Source organism: Albimonas donghaensis (assembly GCF_900106695.1).
GTDB lineage: Bacteria > Pseudomonadota > Alphaproteobacteria > Rhodobacterales > Rhodobacteraceae > Albimonas > Albimonas donghaensis.
The window spans coordinates 217,602-239,927 of the sequence record NZ_FNMZ01000004.1; the positions used below are offsets into that span (position 1 = coordinate 217,602).

Annotated in this window: 17 protein-coding genes; 10 read left to right on the forward strand and 7 right to left on the reverse strand. The window is 71.9% G+C overall.

All coding sequences use genetic code 11. The features are described from left to right. The first annotated feature begins 128 nt into the window (after positions 1-128). Positions 129-1,079: an ABC transporter permease gene (locus BLV24_RS13100; protein WP_092682448.1), complete on the forward strand. Its 951-nt coding sequence runs from the start codon at positions 129-131 to the stop codon at positions 1,077-1,079. 32 nt (positions 1,080-1,111) lie between these two features. Beyond that, positions 1,112-1,945 carry an ABC transporter permease gene (locus BLV24_RS13105; RefSeq protein ID WP_092682450.1) on the forward strand — a complete coding sequence of 278 codons (834 nt, stop codon included), beginning with the start codon at positions 1,112-1,114 and terminating at the stop codon, positions 1,943-1,945. A gap of 21 nt (positions 1,946-1,966) precedes the next feature. Here BLV24_RS13105 and BLV24_RS13110 read toward each other — a convergent pair whose 3' ends face one another. The 4 genes from BLV24_RS13110 to BLV24_RS13125 form a co-directional block, all read right to left on the reverse strand. Then, positions 1,967-2,728: an SDR family NAD(P)-dependent oxidoreductase gene (locus BLV24_RS13110; RefSeq protein WP_092682452.1), complete on the reverse strand. Its 762-nt coding sequence runs from the start codon at positions 2,726-2,728 to the stop codon at positions 1,967-1,969. Between the two features lie 72 nt (positions 2,729-2,800). Continuing rightward, complete coding sequence (locus BLV24_RS13115) at positions 2,801-3,544, reverse strand: aspartate/glutamate racemase family protein (protein WP_092682454.1); 744 nt, start codon at positions 3,542-3,544, stop codon at positions 2,801-2,803. Beyond that, a complete protein-coding gene (locus tag BLV24_RS13120; RefSeq protein ID WP_092682456.1) occupies positions 3,541-4,485 on the reverse strand; it encodes a polysaccharide deacetylase family protein in 945 nt (314 codons plus the stop codon). Before BLV24_RS13120 ends, BLV24_RS13115 begins: the two co-directional genes overlap by 4 nt. A 113-nt stretch (positions 4,486-4,598) precedes the next feature. Next, the gene (locus tag BLV24_RS13125; RefSeq protein WP_092682458.1) at positions 4,599-5,123 is read right to left on the reverse strand and encodes a BLUF domain-containing protein; all 525 of its coding nucleotides are present in this window, start codon (positions 5,121-5,123) and stop codon (positions 4,599-4,601) included. Between the two features lie 203 nt (positions 5,124-5,326). Between BLV24_RS13125 and BLV24_RS13130 the strand changes: the two genes are divergently transcribed. Genes BLV24_RS13130 through BLV24_RS13140 form a run of 3 tightly spaced genes read left to right on the forward strand, consistent with a single transcriptional unit; the run spans position 5,327 to position 8,194 of the window. After that, positions 5,327-6,328, forward strand: a complete 1,002-nt coding sequence (locus tag BLV24_RS13130) for a TRAP transporter substrate-binding protein (protein WP_092682460.1) — start codon at positions 5,327-5,329, stop codon at positions 6,326-6,328. Positions 6,329-6,338: 10 nt separating this feature from the next. After that, positions 6,339-6,890 (forward strand): TRAP transporter small permease, encoded by a 552-nt coding sequence (locus BLV24_RS13135; RefSeq protein WP_218133408.1) that lies wholly within the window; start codon positions 6,339-6,341, stop codon positions 6,888-6,890. Beyond that, positions 6,887-8,194, forward strand: coding sequence for a TRAP transporter large permease (locus BLV24_RS13140; protein ID WP_092682462.1), 1,308 nt, complete (start codon positions 6,887-6,889; stop codon positions 8,192-8,194). The genes BLV24_RS13135 and BLV24_RS13140 overlap by 4 nt, the downstream gene beginning before the upstream one ends. Positions 8,195-8,381: 187 nt before the next feature. Here the strand turns inward: BLV24_RS13140 and BLV24_RS13145 are convergent, their stop codons facing one another. Both BLV24_RS13145 and BLV24_RS13150 read right to left on the reverse strand, forming a co-directional pair. After that, positions 8,382-10,019, reverse strand: coding sequence for a hydantoinase B/oxoprolinase family protein (locus BLV24_RS13145; protein WP_092682464.1), 1,638 nt, complete (start codon positions 10,017-10,019; stop codon positions 8,382-8,384). Then, on the reverse strand, positions 10,016-12,091 hold the full coding sequence (locus tag BLV24_RS13150) for a hydantoinase/oxoprolinase family protein (protein WP_092682466.1): 2,076 nt from the start codon (positions 12,089-12,091) through the stop codon (positions 10,016-10,018). The genes BLV24_RS13145 and BLV24_RS13150 overlap by 4 nt, the downstream gene beginning before the upstream one ends. A gap of 426 nt (positions 12,092-12,517) precedes the next feature. Here BLV24_RS13150 and BLV24_RS22000 point away from each other — a divergent pair, with 426 nt between their 5' ends. From BLV24_RS22000 to recQ, 5 genes are all read left to right on the forward strand, one after another. After that, positions 12,518-13,168, forward strand: a complete 651-nt coding sequence (locus BLV24_RS22000) for a TetR/AcrR family transcriptional regulator (RefSeq protein WP_176954742.1) — start codon at positions 12,518-12,520, stop codon at positions 13,166-13,168. Next, positions 13,168-14,361, forward strand: coding sequence for an efflux RND transporter periplasmic adaptor subunit (locus BLV24_RS13160; RefSeq protein ID WP_092682470.1), 1,194 nt, complete (start codon positions 13,168-13,170; stop codon positions 14,359-14,361). The genes BLV24_RS22000 and BLV24_RS13160 overlap by 1 nt, the downstream gene beginning before the upstream one ends. A gap of 27 nt (positions 14,362-14,388) precedes the next feature. Then, positions 14,389-17,556: a multidrug efflux RND transporter permease subunit gene (locus BLV24_RS13165; protein ID WP_092682472.1), complete on the forward strand. Its 3,168-nt coding sequence runs from the start codon at positions 14,389-14,391 to the stop codon at positions 17,554-17,556. Positions 17,557-17,786: 230 nt separating this feature from the next. Next, positions 17,787-18,827: an MBL fold metallo-hydrolase gene (locus tag BLV24_RS13170; protein ID WP_092682474.1), complete on the forward strand. Its 1,041-nt coding sequence runs from the start codon at positions 17,787-17,789 to the stop codon at positions 18,825-18,827. 191 nt (positions 18,828-19,018) lie between these two features. Next, complete coding sequence (recQ, locus tag BLV24_RS13175; RefSeq protein ID WP_092682476.1) at positions 19,019-21,130, forward strand: DNA helicase RecQ; 2,112 nt, start codon at positions 19,019-19,021, stop codon at positions 21,128-21,130. Positions 21,131-21,444: 314 nt separating this feature from the next. On the opposite strand, the gene BLV24_RS13180 is transcribed toward recQ, so the two are convergent. Beyond that, complete coding sequence (locus BLV24_RS13180; RefSeq protein ID WP_176954743.1) at positions 21,445-22,059, reverse strand: sterol desaturase family protein; 615 nt, start codon at positions 22,057-22,059, stop codon at positions 21,445-21,447. Between the last annotated feature and the right edge of the window lie 267 nt (positions 22,060-22,326).

Below are 22,326 nucleotides of genomic sequence, written 5' to 3' on the forward strand. Positions count from 1 at the left end.
CCGCGTCGACCGGCCCGCGGGTCGGGACGGCCCGCCCGCGGCGCGCGGCCCCGTGGCGCTTGCGGCGCGGGCGCCCGGCCGGCAAGGTCCGGAAAAGCGCCCCATCCCCGACAAGAGGAGGCCGCCGGATGATCCGGCTGCTGGCCACCCGCATCTCGACGTTGATCGCCACGCTGGCGGTGGTCTCGGCGCTGGTCTTCGGGGTGATGAACGCCCTGCCCGGCGACCCGACGCTGGTGATCCTGGGCATCGATTCCACGCCCGACGCGCAGGCCGCCCTGCGCGCGCGCTTCGGGCTGGACGCCCCGCTGGGCGAGCGATACCTGGCCTGGATCGGCGGCGCGCTGACCGGGGATTTCGGGGAGAGCTACAGCTTTTCCGTCCCCGTCTCCGAGCTGATCGCGGAGCGGTTGCCGGTCACGCTGCCGCTCGCCCTTCTGGCCATGGTCCTGACCGGGATCGCGGCGCTGGCGCTGGGCGTCGGCGCGGCGCTGCATCACGGGCGGCCCGGCGACTGGGCGGCGATGACGCTGAGCCAGTTCGGGATCGCGGTGCCGGCCTTCTGGCTGGCGATCCTGCTGGTCCTGCTGTTCGCCGTGCATCTGCGCTGGCTGCCGCCGGGCGGGTTTCCGGGCTGGGATGACCCGCTCGCCGCCCTGCGCGCGCTGATCCTGCCCGCCACCGCGCTGGCGCTGGTGCAGTCGGCGATCCTGGCGCGGGTGACGCGATCCTCGATCCTCGAAGTCATGCGGCTGGACTTCGCCCGCACCGCGCGGGCCAAGGGGCTGAGCCGCGGCCAGACCATGCGCCGCCACGTGCTGCCCAACGCGCTGATCCCCATCGTCACCATCGTCGGGCTGCAATTCGCCAATCTGGTGACCGGGACCATCGTCATCGAGAACGTGTTCTACCTGCCCGGCCTCGGCCGGCTGATCCTGCAATCGATCACCAACCGGGACCTGTTCACCGTGCAGGCGCTGGTGCTGTTCTTCGCCACCGTGGTGGTGCTGGCGAATTTCCTGGTGGACCTCGCCTATATCCTCGTCGATCCGCGGCTGCGCCGCCCGGCCGCGCGATGAGCCCGCGCGGGATCCCGACCGCCGCCCCCCGGATGGGCCGTCTGCTGCCCGTCGCGGGGCGCGCGGGGCTGATGCTGGGCGGCGTGCTGGTGGCGCTGGTGTTCCTCGCGGCCGGCGTGTCGCTGGTCTGGACCCCGCATGACCCGACCGTGATCGTGGTGACGGCGCGGTTCCAGCCGCCCTCGGCCGAGCATTGGCTGGGGACGGATCAGCTGGGGCGGGACGTGGCCTCGATGCTGATGGTCGGCGCCCGGCATTCGGTGACGGTGGCCCTGCTGGCGGTGGGGATCGGGGGGAGCATCGGGACCGCGCTGGGCCTGGCCGCGAGCGCCATCGGCGGCTGGGTCGAGGAAGCGGTGATGCGGATCGCCGATATCGGCTTCGCCTTTCCCGCGCTGCTCTTCGCCATCATGCTCTCGGCCATCTACGGGCCGTCGCTGAGCAATGCGGTGGCGGCCATCGCCTTCATCAACGCGCCGATCTTCGCGCGGGTGGCGCGGGGGTCCTCGGCGCTGATCTGGCGGCTGGATTACGCCATGGCGGCGCGGGCGGCGGGGCGCAGCCGGGCGGCCATAGCGCTGGCGCATGTGCTGCCCAACATCTCCGCGGTGCTGCTGGTGCAGGCGACCATCGAGTTCGCCGTGGCGATCCTGGCGGAGGCGGCGCTGAGCTATCTGGGCCTTGGCGTGCAGCCCCCGACGCCGTCCTGGGGCCGGATGCTGTCGGAGGCGCAGACGCTGCTGTTCCTGGAGCCCATGCTGGCGATCTGGCCGGGGCTGTGCATCGTCGTCGCCGTCATCGGCTTCAACATGCTGGGCGACGGGCTGCGGGACGCGACGGACCCGCGGCTGGCGCGGGCGCGCTGAAACGCGCCCGCAGGCCGGCGCTCAGGCCAGCATGCCGCCGTCGATCTGATGGACCGAGCCGGTGATGTAGCTGGCCTCGTCGCTGGTCAGCCAGGCGATGAGGCGCGCGACCTCGGCGGCCTCGCCATAGCGACCCATGGGGATGCGGGACTCGACCTGGGCGCGCACCGACGCCGCCTGCCCCGGCGCGCGGCCATCGTCGAGCGAGGCCATCATCCGCGTGTCGATCGGTCCCGGCGCCACCGCGACCACCCGCACGCCATCCGCCGCGCCTTCCTGCGCCGCCGAGCGCGTGAGCCCGATCACCGCATGCTTGGAGGCGACATAGGGGCTGAGCCCCGCCGCCCCGCGCAGCCCGGCGACCGAGGCCAGCAGCACGATGGCCCCGCCGCCCTGCGCCTTCATCCGGGGCATCAGGTCCATCAGCCCCAGCATCACGCCGCGCAGGTTCACGGCGATCACCTTGTCGAATTCCTCGATGGAGAATTCGCCGATGCGCTTGATCGGCCCCTCGATCCCGGCGTTGAGCACCGCGCCGTCGATCCGGCCCAGGCGCCCGCGCCCCGCCTCATGCGCCGCGGCGACCGAGGCCGGGTCCGACACGTCGCATGCCATGAAACAGCCCTGCTGGCCGATCTCGGCGGCCAGCGCCTCCAGCGGTTCGGCGTCGCGGTCGAGCAGCCACAGCCGCGCGCCCTCGTCGGCCAGCCGCAGCGCGGTCTCGCGCCCGATGCCGCCGGCGGCGCCGGTCAGCAGGATCCCTTTTCCGTCGTGGCGGCCCATGCGTCTCTCCCTTGGCTGGTAGGGGGGCAGAGGACCAGACGGGGGGCCGGGGCGCTTGCGTCGAAGGGGGTCTCAGCCGCCGCCCATATGGCGGGCGAGCGGGGCGGCGAGCCCGACCGACGCCTTGCCCGGCGGGCGGGCCAGCCCGCCCTTGCAGGCGCCGCCGGGGGCGAGGCGGACCAGCATCTCCGCCTGCATCACCGCCGCGGCGATGGGGTCGACGGCCACGCAGGGGAAATCCGGCCCCATCTCGAAGGCCATGCCGGCCAGGGGCGCGCCGCCGAAGATCACCACATCGGCCCGATCCTCGCGCGCCGCGGCCAGGGCGAGATCCACCAGCGTCTCGCGCATGGTGGCGGCGACATCGGCCACCGGCCCCTCCGCCGCGGGGGGCGTGCGCAGGCCGGCGAAACGGGGGGCGAGGCCCAGCGCCTCGACGGAATCGAGGAACCAGGACGACATCAGCGGCGTGAAGGTGACGATCGAGAACCGCTCCCCCAGCGGCAGGGCGGCCATCATCGCCGCCTCCGCCATGCCGGTGACGGGGAGGTCGAAAAGCTCCCGCGCCGCCTTCAGCCCCGGGTCGCCGAAGGCCGCGATGACCACCGCGTCGGCGCCCTCCAGGTTCCCGGCGATCATCTCGAGCGCCACGGCGCCGGCGATCTGCGCCTCGGAGCGGGACGAGATGTAGGGGAAGCCATGGGTGGCGGTGAGCGGCACGATCTCCGTGCCCGGCGCGGCGACCCGGCGGGCGACGGCGGCGAGCCGGTCGGTCATCGCCTGCGTCATGTTCGGATTGACCAGCAGGATCTTCATGCGGCGGTCTCCGGCGCGGCCGACGTGGCGGGGGTCCATTCGGGCAGGCCCGCGGCCTCGCGCCAGCGGGCGGCGATCCGGGCGCGGGTGGCGAACCAGACCTCGCCCGAGGCCGACATGCGGTCCAGCAGCGCCTCCAGACCGCCGATGCGGGCCGGGCGGCCGATGATGCGCAGATGCAGGCCGACCGACATCATGCGGGCCTCGGTCGCGCCCTCGTCCATCAGGCGGTCGAAGGCGGCGAGGCAGTAGCGCGAGAAATCCTCGGCATGGACGAAGGCCCCGCCGGGTTCGAAGCGCATGTCATTGGTGTCGAAGGCGTAGGGGAGCAGGACATGGGGGCGGCCGGCGACCTGCGCGATGCGGGGGACGTCGTCGTCGTAGCAGTCCGAATCGTAGAGGAACCCGCCATGCTCCCCCAGCAGACGGCGGGTATGGGGGGAGGAGGCCGAGCGGGTGTGCCAGCCCCGCGGCGCGACGCCGGTCGCGGCCCCGACGGCGGCATGGGTGCGGGCGATGATCGCGCGCTCCTCGGCCTCGGCCATGCCGGCATGGGTCTCCCACAACCAGCCATGGCACGACGCCTCGTGACCCCGGCGCGCCAGATCCGCCATCAGCCAGGGCAGCCGCGTCGCCGCCCGCCCGCAGGTGGAGAAGGTGGCCGGAACCCCGTGGCGGGCGAGCGTCCCGGCGATGCGGCGGTAGCCCGCGCGGGGGCCGTAGGCGTAGTGGCTTTCCATGCAGGGATCGGGGGCGCCGACGACTTCCTGGCGGGCCTCGTAGACGCTTTCGTTGACCGGGTCGCCATCGGCGACGGAACGTTCGGCCCCTTCCTCGACATTCACCACGACGGAGACGGCGAGCCGCGCGCCTCCCGGCCAGGGGGCGGCGGGGGCGCCGTCCCAGGCTCCGCGGAAATCCCGCCGGTCGGTCGAGGTCATGGGCCCTGCCCCCCGTTGCTGCTGCGCGTCGCCGAAGGGGTGAGCATGACCCGACCCGGCCGGCTTCGCCAGAGCGGGCGGCGGCGCCCTTCGCCGCGGGGGGGGCGCCGCCCTCAGGCGACGCGGGCCGGGGCCGGGGACGGGTCCGATCGGCCGCACGGCGCGCCCAGCGCCATGGCGGGGTATTTGCGGCACGCCAGTTCCAGCACCAGTTCGGCCGCGGCGCCGAGCAGGCGGTCGTCGGCCGGGGCCTCCGACACCTGGCGGATATCGCGGCCAAGGCCCATGGCGGCGGCCTCGGTCGCGTCGATCACGCCCAGCGGCAAGTCCGGCGACAGCCTCCGACGCGGCGCCGGCCGATACGCCCAGCACAGGGGCGTGTGGCGCCGGTCGGATAGGATCGCCGCGGCAAGCGTGCGCAGCCCGTCCCGCGGTCCTTCCAGGGCCTGGATGTAGCTGTGCGCGTCCCAGTACAGCGCGCCCGCGCAGCCAAAGCCGGGATTGCGCCGCTCCGCGCTGCGCAGGACATCGAACATGACGGCGGCCGGCGGATCGCGCCAACAGCTTCGCATCACGAGCAAACTAATTTTTTGATCAACACTTGTCATTACGAAACTGTTTCTCCTGTTCAGCAGCATATCGAGCGATTTCGCTGAAAATCTCCCTAAAAACTCAAGGTTAATGGTTCGTTAATCAGCCGGGAGCCGCGCCGGGCGGCGTCTTTGCGTCACGCCGGGCGACGCGTCGTCAGGGGGGCGCCGTCGCGGATAATGGCACGATTATTGCGATGCAAATGACTGAAGAGCGCCGCGCGCGCCGCCATAACCAACAGGAGAGACCCATGTTCTTCCCCCGCACGCTCGCCGCCCCGCTGAGCCGGCTCGCGGTCGCCGGCGCCCTCGCGCTGGGCGCCGTCGGCGCCGCCGCCCCGGCCTCGGCCGAAGACTGGCTGATGGCTTCGGGCTATCCCGAAGACAACTTCCTGACCAAGAACCTCCGCATGTTCATCGAGGAAGTGGGCGAGAAATCGGACCTGACCATCGACCTCCAGTCCAATGACACGCTCATCAAGCTCAACGCCATCAAGACGGCGGTGCAGCGTCAACAGGTGCCGATCGGCGAAATCCGGCTCGGCGTTTACGGCAACGAGGACCCGATGTTCATCCTCGCCGGCCTGCCCTTCGTCGCCTCGACCTATGAGCAGGCCTGGGCCCTGAAGGATCTTCAGAAGCCTTACTTCGACGAGGTGTTCGAGGACGCCGGCCTGATGGTGCTGTTCTACCAGCCCTGGCCGGGCCAGGGCTTCTACACCAAGACCCCGGTGAACGGACTTGCCGATTTCGAAGGCAAGAAACTGCGCATCTATTCGACGGCCACGCAGCAGATGGGCGAGATGCTCGGGTTCCAGGCCACCATCCTGCCCTTCGCCGAGATCCCGCAGGCCTTCTCCACCGGCCTGATCGAGGCGCTGTTCACCTCGCCCCAGACCGGCATCGACATCCAGGCCTGGGACAACACCGACCACTTCACCTATGCCGGCGCCATCTATTCCAAGAACGCCGTCATCGTGAACAAGGACGCCTTCGAATCCCTGCCCGCCGAGACGCAGGAAGTGATCCTCGCCGCCGCCGAGACCGCCGAGGCCCGCGCCTGGGAGATGTCGGCCGCCACCACCAAGGAGCAGATCGGCGTGCTCGCCTCCAACGGCATGACCACCACCGACGCCCCCGAGGAAGTCGTGACCAAGATGGTCGAGATCGGCGGCGAGATGATGAAGGGCTGGCGCGAGACCGCCTCGCCGGAGGCCATCGCCGTGCTCGACGCCTATCTCGAAGCCCGCTGAGGCGGTGAACGTGAGCGACCGCGTGGCCTCCCCCCTGCGCCGCACGCTCGACGCGATCTACCTCGCGTCGGGCGCGCTTTCCGGCATCTGCCTGGTCGGCATCGCCGTGACCATCGTGGCCCAGGTGGTCGGGCGGGAGCTCGGCTTCGTGGTCGATTCGACCGAGACGGCGGGGTTCTGCCTCGCCGCCTCGACCTTCTTCGGGCTCGCCTACGCCTTCCGGGGCGGGGCGCATGTGCGGGTCACGCTGCTGATCCGCTACGCCGGGCCCCTGCCCCGCAAGCTGGTGGAGCTGTGGTGCATCGGCTTCGCCATCTGCGCCTTCGCCTACTTCCTCTACTGGGCGGTGGACCTGGTGTATTTCTCCTGGAAATTCAACGAACTAAGCCCCGGCCTGCTGGCGATCCCGTTCTGGATCCCGCGGCTGGCGATGGCGGTCGGATCGGCCGTCTTCCTGCTGGCGCTGGTCGATGAGTTCATCGCCGTCGCCCGGGGCGGGACGCCCACATACGAAGCCAATGCCGAGACCGCGCTCGGCGATCTTCCGGAGGCCGGGGAATGAGCGTCGATCCAGGCATGATCGCCCTGATCCTGTTCGGGGTGATGGGGCTGCTGCTGGCCTCGGGCATCTGGGTGGCGGTGTCGCTGACCGCCGTGGGCTTCGTGGCGATGTCCCTGTTCTCCAAGGCCCCCGCCGGGTCGCTCATGGCGGCCACGGTCTGGGATGCGAGCTGGAACTGGGCGCTGACCGCGCTGCCGCTGTTCATCTGGATGGGCGAGATCCTGTTCCGCACCCGCCTGTCGGAGGACATGTTCCGCGGGCTGTCGCCCCTTGTCGGCCGGCTTCCCGGCGGGCTTTTGCACGTCAACGTGATCGGCTGCGGGGTCATGGCGGCGGTGGCGGGATCGTCGGCCGTGACCTGCGCCACCGTGGGCCGCATGTCGGTGCCCGAGCTGAAGGCGCGCGGCTATGACGAACGCCTGATCATCGGCACGCTGGCGGGCTCCGGCACGCTGGGACTGCTGATTCCGCCCTCGATCATGCTGATCGTCTACGGGGTGATCGCGCAGCAATCCATTTCCCGGCTGTTCATCGCGGGGGTCGTGCCCGGGGTGATGATCATCGGCCTGTTCATGGGCTATGTGGCGATCCGGGCCAGGCTGAACCCCTCGCTGGCGCCGCCCTTCACCGAGCGGCTGACCTGGCGCGAGAAACTCTCCCGCGCGAAGCTGCTGATCCCGGTGGCGCTGCTGATCGCGCTGGTGATCGGGTCCATCTACGGCGGCGTGGCCACCCCGACCGAAGCCGCGACCATGGGCGTGTTCGGCGCGCTGGGCCTGGCGGCGTGGTCGCGCTCCCTCACCCGGGCGAGCTTTTTCGAGGCGCTGATGGGCGCGGTGCGCACCTCGACCATGATCGCCTTCATCCTGGCGGGCGCGGCGTTCCTGTCGATCGCCATGGGCTTCACCGGGGTGCCGCGGGCCATCGCGAAATCGGTGGAGGCGTGGGAGCTGTCGCCCTACGCGCTGCTGGCGGTCCTGACGGTGCTCTATATCGTGCTGGGCTGCTTCCTGGACGGGGTGTCGATGATGGTGGTGACCGCCTCGGTGGTGCTGCCGATGGTCAGCGATGCGGGCATCGACCTGCTGTGGTTCGGCATCTTCACGGTGATCGTGGTGGAGATGGCGCAGATCACGCCGCCGGTGGGGTTCAACCTGTTCGTGCTGCAGGGCATGACCGGGCGGGACATCCTTCAGGTGACGCGGGCGGCGATGCCGTTCTTCTTCCTGATGCTGCTGGGCATCCTGCTGATCGTGATCTTCCCGGGCATCGTCACCTGGCCGGTCAGCTACATGGTGAACTGACCCGGACGCCCGCCGCCCGCATCGCCGGACATGAAGAAAGGGGGCCGCGAGGCCCCCTTCGCGTTGCGCCCCGCCGCGCGACCGCCGCCCATCCGCCGTCGATCCGCCGACCGAACCCCGGCGCGTCGGGGGAGGGCGGGCGGGCCGCGCGCCGGGGTTCGGTCGGCGCCCGGCGCAGGCGGCGCCCCTATTCGCCCGCCTGCGTCGCGCCTTCCGCCGGGACCAGCCCCGCCTCAAGGTCCGCCGCCACGCGCGCCGGGTCGCGGTCCTCGACCGGCCCGATCCCGCCGCCGCCCGGCGTCAGCACCACCAGACGCTCCCCCGGAGGCACCATCTGGAAGCCCTTGCCGCGGAATGCGGCGCCCGACGCGAGCCCGACATAGCCCGGCGCCCCGTCGCCCCCGCCCTCGGCGCCCCTCGCGGGATGCTCGATCCGGTCATAGGCGGCGAGCAGCTCGAAGGGCTGGCCGATGCGGCTTTCGACCTCGATCCGCTGGCCAAGCCCGCCGCGGTCGCGCCCGGCGCCGCCCGAGCCCTCTCGGAACTCCTTGGCCCAGAACACCAGCGGCGTGACGGCCTCCGCGATCTCCACCGGGGTGCCCTTCACGCCCGAGGGATAGGCCGTGGCCGACAGCCCGTCCTTGCCCGGCCGCGCGCCTGTCCCCCCGTTCGAGGTCACCGCCATGGTGAACCCGTAATTCCCGCCCTCGGCCGCGGCCACCCCGCGCACGTTGAGGTTCCACAGGCAGGACGTGCCCTCCGCCGGCACCTTGTCGGGCACCGCCTGGCGCAGCGCCCCGAACACCACGTCCGGCAGCATCTGCCCGGTGACATGGCGGGACGCCACCGGCGCCGGCTTGATGGCGTTGAGGATCGAGCCCTCCGGCGCCGAGACCGTCAGCGGCCCGAGCGACCCCGCGTTGTTGGGCACGCCCGAGGCCACCACGCAGCCCAGCCCGAACACCGTGTAGGCGGTGGTGTAGCTGAGCGGCACGTTGATCCCGCGCGGCGACTGCGGCGAGGTCCCGTCGAAATCCACGTGGATCCCGGTCTCCGACACCGTGACGGTGCAGGCCAGCCGCACGGGCGCGTCATAGCCGTCCACCACCATCTCCGACGACCAGCTCCCCTGCGGCAGCCTGGCGACCTCGGCCAGCACGGCCTCGCGGCTCCGGGTCAGGATATGGTCGGCGAGCACGTCGAGGCTCTCCAGCCCGAACTCCCCCATCATCTCCGCCAGCCGCTTGCAGCCGACGTCATTGCAGGCGGCGAGCGAATAGACGTCGCCCTCGGTGTCCACCGGCAGGCGGGTGTTGGCGCGGATCATCGCCATCAGCGTCTCGTTCAGCACGCCGCCGTCGGCGAGCTTGAGGAAGGGGATGTAGAGCCCCTCCATGAACACGTCCGTCGCGTCGGGGCCGAAGCCGATGCCGCCGATGTCCATCAGGTGCGAGGTGCAGGAGAACAGCGCCACCGGCTTGTCGCCCAGGAAGCAGGGCGTTGTCAGAACGAAGTCGTTGAGGTGGCCGGTGCCCATCCAGGGATCGTTGGTGATGTAGATGTCGCCGGGCGACATGGTCTCCACCGGGAACCGCTCGATGAAGTATTTCACCGATTCCGCCATCGAATTGACGTGGCCCGGCGTGCCGGTGACCGCCTGGGCCAGCATCCGGCCGTCCAGGTCGAAGACCCCGGCGGAAAGATCGCCGCATTCGCGCACGATGGGGCTGAAGGCGGTGCGCAGCAGGGTCTGGGCCTGCTCCTCGACCACCGCGATCAGGCGCGCCCACATGATCTGCAGGTCGATGGGGCTCAGGTCGCTCATGCCGCGTCCTCCCGGCGTTCCAGAACTAGGGCGCCGCCGCCATCCACCGTCAGGTCGAAGCGGTCGGTCAGGTAGGTGGTGGTCGCGTCCTCGACGATCAGGGCGGGGCCCTTCAGCTGCGCGCCGGGGGCGAGCGCCGAACGGTCCCAGACCCCGACCTTGCGGGATTCCCGCGCATGGGGGTCGAAGACGATGCGCTCGCCCGACGGCGGGGGCGCCGGAAACGCCGCCACGACCGGCGGCGCGACGGCCGCGACGGAGGCCGCGCCGACGGAGACCGACCAGGACAGGATCTCGATCGCCGCGCCGGGGATGTGACGCTCGAACAGTTTTCGGTAGGCGGTCTCGAACGTCGCCCGCACGGTCTCGCCGTCGGCGGGCTCCAGCGCCCGCAGGGGCAGGTCCACCGCGATCTCGTGCCCCTGCCCGGCATAGCGCATGAAGGCGGCGCGGGTCTCGGTCACCGGGCCCTCCGCGCCCTCGGCCAGCGCGCGGGCCTCGGCCGCCATGCCCTCCAGCAATTCGGTCGCGGCGGGGGCGTCGAAGGCGTCGAGCCGCATGTAGCGGCTTTGCAGCGTCTCATAGGCCACCGGCGCGCGCAGGAAGCCGACCGCCGAGCCGACGCCCGCATCCGCCGGGATCAGCACCCGGGTCAGGCCCAGCTTCTCGGCCACGCGGGCGGCGTGCAGGGGCGCGGCCCCGCCGAAGGCGATCAGCGTGTGATCGGCGAGGTTGGCGCCGCGCTCGACCGCATGGACGCGGGCGGCGTTGGCCATGTTCTCGTCCACGATCTCCGACACGCCCAGCGCCGCCATCTCCACCGACAGGTTCATCGGCTGGGCCACGTCGCGGCTCAGCGCCCCGGCGGACCCGGCGGCGTCGAGGCTGAAGGCCCCGCCCGCGAAACGGTCCGCGTCGAGCCGCCCCAGCGTCAGGTCCGCGTCGGTCACGGTCGGCAGCGTCCCCCCGCGGCCATAGCAGACCGGCCCCGGCTCCGACCCCGCGCTGTCCGGGCCCACGGCGATGGAGCGGGTGGCGTCGAGACGCGCGATGGAGCCGCCCCCGGCCCCGATCTCGATCATCTCGATCACCGGGATGCGCACCGGCAGGCCCGAGCCCTTGAGGAACCGCGCCGAGCGGTCGACCTCGAAGGTCCGCGCCTTCAGCGGCTCGCCATCCTCGATCAGGCAGATCTTCGCGGTGGTGCCGCCCATGTCGAAGCTCAGGGTGCGGGCCTCCGACCGGGACGCGGCGATGTGGGCCGCGAGGATGGCGCCGCCGGCGGGGCCGGATTCGACCAGCCGGATCGGGAAGCGGCAGGCGGCGTCCACCCCCGCAAGCCGCCCGCCGGAGGTCATCAGGCGCATCGGGGCGCGGCAGCCGCGCGCCTCCATCGCCGATTCCAGCCGGCGCAGGTAGCTCGCCATCAGCGGCTGCACATAGGCGTTGGCGACGGTGGTCGAGGTGCGTTCGTATTCGCGGATCTCGGGGCAGACCTCGGAGGACAGCGACACCCACAGCTCGGGCGCCTCCTCGGCCAGGATCTCGCGCACCCGGCGCTCATGCGCGGGGTTGGCGTAGGCGTGCAGGAAGGCGACGCCGACCGACACGGCGCCCGAAGCGACGATGCGCGCCGCGACCGCGCGCACCGCGTCCTCGTCCAGCGCCAGCAGGGGGGCGCCGGTCACGTCCATCCGCTCGGGCACGGTGAAGCGCAAGGCGCGGGGGACGAGCTGGGCGGGCTTGTCGATCATCAGGTCATACTGATCGAAGCGGCTCTCGTCGGCGATGTCGAGCACGTCGCGGAACCCGTCGGTGGCGATCAGGGCGGTCTTCGCGCCCTTGCGCTCGATGATGGCATTGGTGGCGAGCGTGGCGCCGTGGACGAAGACGGTCACGTCCTCGAACCCCGCGCCGATGCGGGCGAGCACGGTCTCCGCCCCTTCCAGCAGCGCCTTTTCCGGGGCGCCATGGGTGGTCAGCACCTTGACCGAGACGCGGGTCTCGCCCTGTTCGGCCACGATGTCGGTGAACGTGCCCCCGATATCGGCCGCGAGTCCTATGCCGGTCATGCGTGCGGGTCCTTTCGTGTTGCGGGTCGTGTTGCGGGTCGTATTGCGGGTCGGGCCGCAGCCTGCGGCGGACGCTTTCACGCAGCAAGCGTCATGCCAGTTTCAGGCCCGAACCCGCCGCCGGAAGGTCGACGCAGCGTCGTCCGGGGCCGACGCCGGGAGGGGGGGCGACGGCGCGGTCAGGCGGGCCGCCGCGTTGGCGCGCGCCGGCGCCCGGAGAACAGGCGCCCGGCCGGGAAAACCGGCAGGTCGCCGCGGTTCGCCCCCGACCTCGGCCGCCCCCGCGGCGCCGGGGCCATCGCATCGCCGCCAGTCCCACGCCGAGGACCGGCATCAATGCTGCGGCGCAACGAAAAGGCGCTTGACGCCCCCCGCCGCCGCCGATACCCAACCATCTGGTCGGAAAAACTATCAGGATTCTTTATAATGGGCCGTCGCCGCTCCGTGGACCGGGATGCCTTGCTCGACGCCGCCGAGACCGTGGTCCGGCGCGACGGCGCCGCGCGCCTGACGCTGGAGGCCGTGGCGGCCGAGGCCGGCATCTCCAAGGCCAGCGTGCTCTATGATTGCGGGTCCAAATCCGGGCTGATCGCCGCCATCGTCGAACGCCGGATGGCCGAAGGCGCCGCCCGCATGCGCGCGCTGGAGGTCGAATGCGGCGGCGGCGCCGACGCCTGCGTGCGCTCGCGCATCGCGCTGGCCGCCGAGGACGACCCCAACATCGACCGCGAAGTCATCATGTCGATCTGCGGCGCGATGGCCGCCGATGCGGCCCTGGCGGAGCCGATCCGCGCCGAGATCGGCCGGCTCATCGCCGAAATCCGCGCCCGATCCAGCCAGCCGCGGGGCGCGATGCTCGCCTTTCTCGCCGTCGAGGGGCTCCAGTCGATGGAGCGCTTCGACATCCACAGATTCGACCCCCGGGACCGCCGCGCCCTGCTCGCCGACATAGAGCGTCTGGCCGCGCAGGACCCCGGGGGCTGGCCCCATCACGACCACGCGCCCGCGCGGGCGGAGGCCGAGCCGCAGGATGCGCTCCGCCCCGACGGCGCCGGCGACGGGCAAGGAGACGCCTGATGAAACCCTTCCGATACGCCGCGCCCGCGGCCGCCCTGCTGGCCGCGCTGCTGCTGGCCGGTTGCGACGACGATCAGGCCAACGGCGCCCCCGCGGCCGGCGGCGGCGGCGGGCGCCCCCCCTCCCCCGTCGCGGTGATCGAGGCGACGCCCGCCGCGATCCCGCTGGTCAACGAACTGCCCGGCCGCATCGCCCCCACCCGCATCGCGGAGGTGCGCCCCCGCGTCTCCGGCATCCTGGTGGAGCGGGTGTTCGAGCAGGGCTCGGTGGTCGAGGCGGGCGACGTGCTCTACCGCATCGACAGCGACCAGTTCCGGGTGCAGGTAGAGCGCGCCGAGGCGCTGCTCGACCAGGCCGAGGCGACCCGCAAGGCCGCCTCCCAGTCCGCCGCCCGCCAGGTGGAGCTGCGGGAGCGCAACGTGGTCTCCGCCCAGGCCTTCGACGACGCCAACGCCGCGCTGGCGGTGGCCGAGGCCGGCGTGGCCGTGGCCCGCGCCGCGCTGGCCGCGGCGCAGCTCGACCTGCAGCATGCCGACGTGCGCGCGCCCATCGCCGGCCGCATCGGCCGGGCGCGGGTGACGGAGGGCGCGCTGGTCACGGCCAACGCCGTCGACAGCCTCGCCACCATCCAGCAGCTCGACCCGGTCTACGCCGACTTCACCCAGTCCGCCGCCGACCTGATGGCCCTGCGCCGGGCCCATGAGAACGGCGGGCTGACCCGGTCCGAGACCGGCGAGGCGCAGGTGCGCCTGCTGCTCGACGACGGGTCCGAATACGCCCATGACGGCAAGCTGCTGTTCACCGAGGCGACGGTGGACGCATCCACCGGCCAGATCATCCTGCGCGGCGAATTTCCCAATCCCGACGGCGACCTGCTGCCCGGCATGTATGTGCGCGTGCTGATCGAACAGGGCGTGCAGACCAACGCGCTGGCGGTGCCGGTGCAGGCGGTGCAGCGCGACATGGGCGGCAAGCCCCAGCTCTATGTGGTCGGCCCCGAGGGCCGCGCCCAGGTGCGCCCGGTGACGGCGGGGCGGGTGGTCGGCGACCTCTGGGTCATCGAGCAGGGCCTGAACCCCGGCGACAAGGTGATCGTCGAGGGGTTCCAGAAGATCGGACCCGGCGCCCCGGTGGCGGCGGAACCCTGGAGCGGCGGCGCCACGGCCGCCGCCCGGACCGCCGACGCCGGCTGATCGCGCGAAGATCCGAGGACCCAAACGATGCCCGCCTTTTTCATCGACCGCCCGATCTTCGCGTGGGTGGTGGCGATCTTCATCGTCATCGCCGGCCTTCTGGCCATCCCCATGCTGCCGATCGCGCAATATCCCAGCGTCGCCCCGCCCCAGGTGCAGGTGACCACCTACTATCCCGGCGCCTCGCCCGAGGACCTCTACCTGTCGGTCACCAAGCCGATCGAGGAGGAGCTCAACGGCGCCGAGGGCCTGCTTTACTTCGAGAGCACCTCCGACGCTTCCGGCCAGGTCCAGATCACCGCGACCTTCGAGCCGGGGACCGCGCTGGAACAGGCCTCGGTCGACGTGCAGAACCGTATCCGGCGGGTGGAGCCGCGCCTGCCCTCGGTGGTCACCGACCAGGGCATCGAGGTCGAGAAGGCCTCGGCCGGCTTCCTGATGGTGGTGTCGCTGATCTCCACCGACGGAACGGTGGACCCGGTGGGGCTGGGCGACTACCTCAGCCGCAACGTGGTGGGCGAGGTCCGGCGCATCGACGGCGTCGGCGGGGCCACCGTGTTCTCCGCCCAGCGGGCGCTGCGCATCTGGCTCGACCCCGACCGGATGCTGGGGCTCGACCTCAACGCCGACGACGTGATCGCCGCGGTGCGCGCCCAGAACGCCCAGGTCGCGGCCGGCAAGATCGGCGCGGCCCCCAACCCGACCTCCCAGCAGATCACCGCCACGGTGCTGGTGGAGGGGCAGCTCGACAGCACCGAAGAGTTCGACGACATCGTGCTGCGCGCCAATGCCGACGGGTCCTCCGTGCGGCTGTCGGACGTGGCGCGGGTCGAGATCGGGGCGGAGAGCTACACGTTCTCCTCGCGGCTCAACGGTCAGCCCTCGGCGGCGCTGGGCGTGCAGCTCGCGCCCACGGGGAACGCCATCGCGACGTCCGCGGCCATCCGCGACAAGATGCAGGAGCTGGAGGCCTTCTTCCCCGACGGGATCGAGTATCAGATCCCCTACGACACCTCGCCCTTCGTGGAGCTGTCGATCGAGAAGGTGCTGCACACGCTGCTCGAAGCCGTGGGCCTGGTCTTCGTGGTGATGTTCGTCTTCCTGCAGAGCTTCCGCTACACGGTCATTCCCACGCTCGTGGTGCCCATCGCGTTGCTGGGCGCCTGCGCGACCATGCTGGTGGCGGGATTCTCGATCAACGTGCTGACCATGTTCGCCATGGTGCTGGCCATCGGCATTCTCGTCGACGACGCCATCGTGGTGGTGGAGAATGTCGAGCGCATCATGTCCGAGGAGGGCCTGTCCCCCAAGGAGGCCACCAAGAAGGCCATGGGCCAGATCCAGGGCGCGATCATCGGCATCACGCTGGTGCTGACGGCCGTGTTCGTGCCGATGGCCTTCTTTCCCGGCGCGGTCGGCGTGATCTACCAGCAGTTCTCGCTGACCATGGTGGTGTCGATCCTGTTCTCGGGCTTCCTCGCGCTGTCGCTGACGCCAGCGCTGTGCGCGACATTCCTCAAGCCCGTGGCCAAGGGCCATCACGCGACCAAACGCGGGCCGTTCGGCTGGTTCAACAAGGGTTTCGACCGGCTCACCCGCGGCTATGGCTGGCTGGCGCGGCTGTCGATCCGGCGCGCCGGCCTGATGATGCTGATTTACCTCTGCCTGCTGGGCGGGCTGGGCTGGGGCTGGACGCAGCTTCCGTCCTCCTTCCTGCCCAACGAGGATCAGGGCTTCCTGCTGGTCGACATGCAGACCCCGCCCGAAGCCTCGGTGAACCGCACCCTGGACGTGATCGAGACCATGGAGGGCATCTTCGCGCGCGAGGACGGGGTGGAGACGGTGATCGCCATCCAGGGCTTCTCCTTCTCCGGCGTCGGGCAGAACGCGGCGCTGGCCTTCGTGCCGCTCAAGGACTGGTCGGAGCGCGGACCCCAGGACAGCGCCCAGGCCATCGCCGGACGCGCCACCATGCAGCTTCTGGGGATCAAGGACGCCATCGCCTTCGCGCTGTCGCCGCCGCCGATCCAGGGGCTGGGCACCACCTCGGGCTTCGAGTTCCGGCTCCAGGACCGCAACGGCGCGGGTCAGGCCGCGCTCAACGCCGCGCGCCAGCAGCTGATGGCCGCGGCGGCCGAAAGCCCGGTGGTGACGGGGCTGCGCGTCTCCGGCCTGCCGGCCGCGCCGCAGCTGCGCCTGATCATCGACCGGGAGAAGGCCAACACCTTCGGCGTGCAGTTCGCCGCGATCAACGCCGCGCTCTCGGCCAATCTCGGCTCGGCCTATGTCAACGACTTCCCCAATGCGGGGCGGATGCAGCGGGTCACGCTGATGGCCGAGGACCGGGCCCGGATGCGGCCGGAGGACCTGCTCGACCTCAACGTGCGCAACGTGCATGGCGGGATGGCGCCGCTCAGCGCCTTCGCGACGGTGGAGTGGATCCGCGGGCCGCTGCAGGTGGTGGGCTACAACGGCTATCCGTCGGTGCGCATCTCCGGCGCCTCGGCCCCCGGCTATTCCACCGGCGAGGCGATCGCGGAGATGGAGCGGCTGGCCGGCGAGCTGCCCCAGGGCTTCGGCTATGAATGGACCGGCCAGTCATTGCAGGAGATCCAGTCCGGCGACCAGGCGCCGTTCCTGATCGCGCTGTCGATCCTGTTCGTGTTCCTGCTGCTGGCGGCGCTTTACGAAAGCTGGGCGATCCCGCTTTCGGTGATGCTGGTGGTGCCGCTGGGGGCCATCGGCTCGGTGCTCGCGGTGATCGAACAGGGCATGTCCAACGACGTCTATTTCAAGGTCGGCCTGATCGCGATCATCGGCCTGTCGGCCAAGAACGCCATCCTGATCGTGGAGTTCGCCAAGGACCTGGCCGCCGAGGGCCGTGACCTGATGGAGGCGACGCTGGAAGCCGCGCTGATCCGCTTCCGGCCGATCGTGATGACCTCGCTGGCCTTCACCCTGGGCGTGACGCCGCTGGCGATCGCGACGGGGGCGTCCTCGGCCTCGCAGAACGCCATCGGCGTCGCGGTGCTGGGCGGCATGATCTCGGCCACGCTGCTGGCGGTGGCCTTCGTGCCGGCCTTCTTCGTGTTCATCATGCGCCGGGTCTGGAAGGACGGGAAGGCGCCGCGGCCGGCGTCGGAGCCCCCGCGCCCGCGCCCGGAAGAGGCGCCGACCAACATCTTCACCGCCTGACCGGCGGGGACGGCACGCGACAGGGGGGGGCGCGCGGGGAACCGCGCGCCCCCCTTCGCGTTCGCCCGAGCCTCCGCGCAAGTTTTTTTCGCAGGCGCGGGCTAGAAGCGGATATGATAAGGTCTCCATAATACGCCGCCGCTTCGCGCCCGGCGCGCCGCGCCATGCGCAGGCGCCGCCGGAGCGGAAGCCGCCCGAAGACCGCAAGACGCCCGAGGAAAGGACCCCGCATGCCCCGAGACGATCAGGCCGCCGCCCCCCTGCCCTTCGCCGCGCCCCCCGCGCCCGGCGAGGCGATCGAGGCCGCGCCGGGCGTGCTGTGGATGCGCTTCAACCTGCCCTTCGCGCTGAACCACGTGAACATCTACGCGCTGGAGGACGGGCCGGGCTGGGCGGTGCTGGATACCGGGATCGGCGACGAACCCACCAAGCTGGCCTGGGAGGCGGCCTTCGCCGGCCCGCTGCGCGGCCGGCCGCTGACCCGGGTCATCGTCACCCATCACCATCCCGACCATGTCGGGCTCGCCGGCTGGCTGTGCGAGACCCATGACGTCCCCCTTCATATGGGGGAGACGGAATACCTGACCTCGCGCTTCTACCTGTCGGGCCGCGACGCGGTGCATGGCGACTTCCAGCGGGATTTCTACAGCCGTCACGGCATGGACGCGGGCCTGGTCGAGGCGGTGGTCGGGCGCGGGCATCGCTATCTGGAGATGCTGACCGGCATGCCGCCGCGCTTCGTCTCGATGGATGCCGGCGAGACGCTGGACATCGGCGGGCGGCGGTTCGAGATCCTCAAGGGCGGCGGCCACGCCCCCGACCAGGCCATGCTGTTCTGCCGGGACGAGGGGCTGTTCTTCGCCGCCGACCAGGTGCTGCAGCGGATCACGCCCAACATCTCGGTCCACGCGCCCCAGCCGGAGGGCGACCCGCTGGGCCGCTTCTTCCGCTCGCTCGCCGCGATCAAGGAGACGGTGCCCGACGGAACCCTGACCCTGCCCGGCCACGAACTGCCGATGACCGCCCTGCACCGGCGGGTGGACGAACTGCGCGGCCATCACGACGCCCGCTGCGACCAGATCATGGAGATGGTCGCCGAGGGTCCGCTGACCACCGCCGAGATCACGCCGCGCCTGTTCCGCCGCCAGCTCGACGCGCACCAGACCAGTTTCGCCTTCTCCGAGGCGCTGGCCCATGTGAACCGCCTGCTGTGCGACGGGCGGCTGGTCGCGGCCGACGATGACGGCGTGATCCGCGTCTCCGCCGCCTGAGCCCTGTCGATGCCCGGCCCCCGCGGGTCGCGGCGCCCCCCCGCCCGAGGTCGGGGAGCGGGGGGGCCCGGGCCGGGCCGGGGTTTCAGGCCGCCGGACAGGGCGGCCTCTCCCCCCTCGCGTCCCGCCTCCGGCCGGTCTAGGTTGCGCGCGCCCGCCCCCTCCCTCGCCGGAAAGACCCCACGCGCCCGATGACGGATCTCACGCCCCTCCTCCGCTCAGTTTTCGGCTTCGACGCCTTCCGCCCCGGCCAGGAGGAGATCGTCTCGGCCATCGAGGCGGGGCGCGACGTGCTGGCGATCATGCCCACCGGCGGCGGCAAGTCGTTGTGCTTCCAGCTCCCGGCGCTGGCGCGCGAGGGGGTGACGGTCGTGGTCTCCCCGCTCATCGCGCTGATGCGCGACCAGGTGGCGGGGCTGCGCGAGGCCGGCGTGGAGGCCGGGGCCCTGACCTCGGCCAACGCGCCCGAGGAGAACGAGCGCATCTTCGACGCCATCGACCGCGGGACGCTGAAGCTGCTCTACCTCGCGCCCGAGCGGCTGTCCTCCTCCCGCGCCCTGCTCGCCCGGCTGAACGTCAGCCTGCTGGCGGTGGACGAGGCGCATTGCGTCTCCCAGTGGGGGCATGATTTCCGGCCGGATTACCTGAAGATCGGCGACCTGCGCCGCAGCCTCGGCGACGTGCAGACCGCGGCCTTCACCGCCACCGCCGACGAGGAGACCCGCGAGGAGATCGCCGCCAAGCTGTTCGACGCGGCGCCCGAGACCTTCCTGCGCGGCTTCGACCGCCCCAACCTGTTCCTGGCCTTCGAGCCCAAGACCCGGCCCCGCCAGCAGCTGATGGACTTCGTGCTGCCGCGCCGCGGGCGGTCGGGCATCGTCTATGCGGGCTCGCGCAACAAGACCGAGGTGCTGGCCCAGGCGCTGCGCGACGCGGGCATGCCCTCGCTCGCCTATCACGCGGGGCTGGACGGGCCGGTGCGCGCCGAGGTGCAGGACCGCTTCGACCGCGAGGACGGCATGGTGATCTGCGCCACGGTCGCCTTCGGGATGGGCGTGGACAAGCCCGACATCCGCTTCGTGGCCCATGCCGACCTGCCGAAATCGGTGGAGTCCTATTACCAGGAGATCGGGCGCGCCGGCCGCGACGGGGCCCCGGCCGACACGCTGACCCTGTTCGGCGCCGAGGACATCAAGCTGCGCCGCATGCAGATCGACGAGAGCCCCGCGCCCGAAGAGCGTCGCCGCGCCGATCACCAGCGGCTCAACGCGCTTTTGTCGCTGGCCGAGGCGCCGGGCTGCCGCCGCCAGACCCTGCTCGCCTATTTCGGGGAGGCCCGGCCCGAGCCCTGCGGGAATTGCGACCTGTGCCGCAACCCGCCCGTGCTTTTCGACGCGACCGAGGCCGCGCAGAAGGCGCTGTCCGCGATCTATCGCACCGGCGAGAGCTTCGGGGCCGAGCACATCATCAACGTGCTGATCGGCAAGACCGATGCGCGGGGGGAGCGGCTGGGCCATGACCAGCTCGCGGTCTACGGGCTGGGCCGGGACATGGACAAGGGAACCTGGCGCGGCGTGCTGCGGCAGCTGCTGGCGCTGGGGATGGCGGCGGTGGACGGGCGCACCGGGGGCTGGCGGCTGACCGAGGAGGCGCGCCCGGTCCTGCGCGGCGAGACCCGGCTGCAATTGCGCAAGGACGCCATGGCGCCGCGCGGCGCGGGGCGGCCGGACGGGCGCGCCGCCCCCTCCGCCCTGGTGGACCCGGAGGACGAGGCGCTGCTCGCCGCCCTCAAGCGCCTGCGGCGGGAGCTGGCGGAGGCGCAGAACGCGCCCGCCTACATCGTGTTCCCGGACCGCACGCTGATCGAGATGGCGACGAAGAAGCCGCGCAGTCTCGATGAGATGGGGCGGATTTCGGGGGTCGGCGCGGCCAAGCTGGCGCGCTACGGCGCGGCCTTCCTGGAGGCGCTGACCGGCGCCCCCGCGCCCGAGGAGCATCCCGCCCGCAACCGCCTGTCGGCCGCGGCGGCGCGAGGGGCGGGCCGCAACGGGGCGCGGGACGGGGACGGACCCGACGCCGGCGCGCTTTTCGACGCGCTGCGCGCCGCCCAGACCTCGCTCGCCCGCGGCGCGGACGGGACCGGCAAGCCGCTGGCCTGCACCGCGGCCACGCTCGCCAAGATCGCCGAGCGCCGCCCCGCCGACCTGGAGACGCTCGCCGGCATTCCGGGCATGAGCGCCGCCAAGGCGGAGCGTTTCGGCCCCGCTTTCCTGTCGATCCTCGCGGGCGACCCGGACGCCTGATCGGCGACGACGCGCGTCTCGCCCGCCCCCGAGCGCGCCCCGCAAGGACCGGCCCGCGCGATCGCGCGCCCCCCTGACCTCAGGAAAGATCCGCGCGCGATCCGCGACGTCGGGCGCGCCCGGCATGTCGCGGCGTGTCGCGGCGTTCCCGGGCGGCGCCGCTCCGGCCGCGGCCGCTCTCCCACGGCTTCCGGCCCTTTCGCCGCCCCGGACGGAGCCGCCGCGGGGGGCCCTTCACACCGGGCCTTTCACACCGGGCCTGCGAACGGGGCCTGTCTCACGGCGTCCCCTCTCCTCCGGAGCGGCCCGGCGCCTCAGCGCGGGCCCCGCGCGCGAGGCCGCTCCGCTGATTGGTCGGCGCGCGTCCGCTCCGGTCGCCAGACGGTGCCGAAAACATGATCCCAAAGCGGGCTGGTGACGCCGAAATTCGCCGTCTCGTCCCGGTGGTGGTGGATCGCGTGATGGCGGCGCAGGACCCGCCCGATGCGGGAGGTCATGGGCAGCTGGTGGCAGGCGAAATGCACGAACTCGTAGGCCGCGAACCCCGCCGCGCCGCCGGCCAGCGCCGCCAGCGCGAAGCCCGCCGGGAAGCCCAGCGCCAGCATCCCGGCCAGCAGCGACGCCCCCAGCGGAAGGGCGAAGCCGTGCCGGCCGCTGACCACGTCGTCCGGGTCCTGCGGATCGCGATGATGGCTGCGGTGGCCGGGGAGCAGCCGACGCACCCGCCGCAGTCCGGGCGCGCGCGGGGTCCAGTGCAGCACGAAGCGATGCAGCAGATATTCCAGCAGGCTCCACCAGATCAGCCCGTAAAGCAGGCCGAGCACCGCCTCCGGCCCCGACGCCGCCGCCGCGCGCCCGCCCGTGAGCCCGTCCAGCGACAGCGCCGCCGCGAGCAGCAGGGCCGAGGCCGGGGCGAACACCCGCGCCACGCGGGACAGGTCGGGATGGCGCGCGGCGGCGCGCAGGGTCAGGGCGCGGCTTGGGCCCGGCGCCTGCGGCGATGCGGTCTGCGTTGCGGGCGATATCCGGGGCTGCGTTCGGGGCGGCGATCCGTGGGGCGGACCCTGCCGCGATCCGGTCGATCCCGACGATCCGGGGGGCGAGGCTCTCATCGGCGGCTCCTGCCTGCGCGCCGCGAGCGGGGCCGGCGGCTTGTCTGCGCCCAGACTCGGCCCTCAAGGCTAATACTTCTTTAA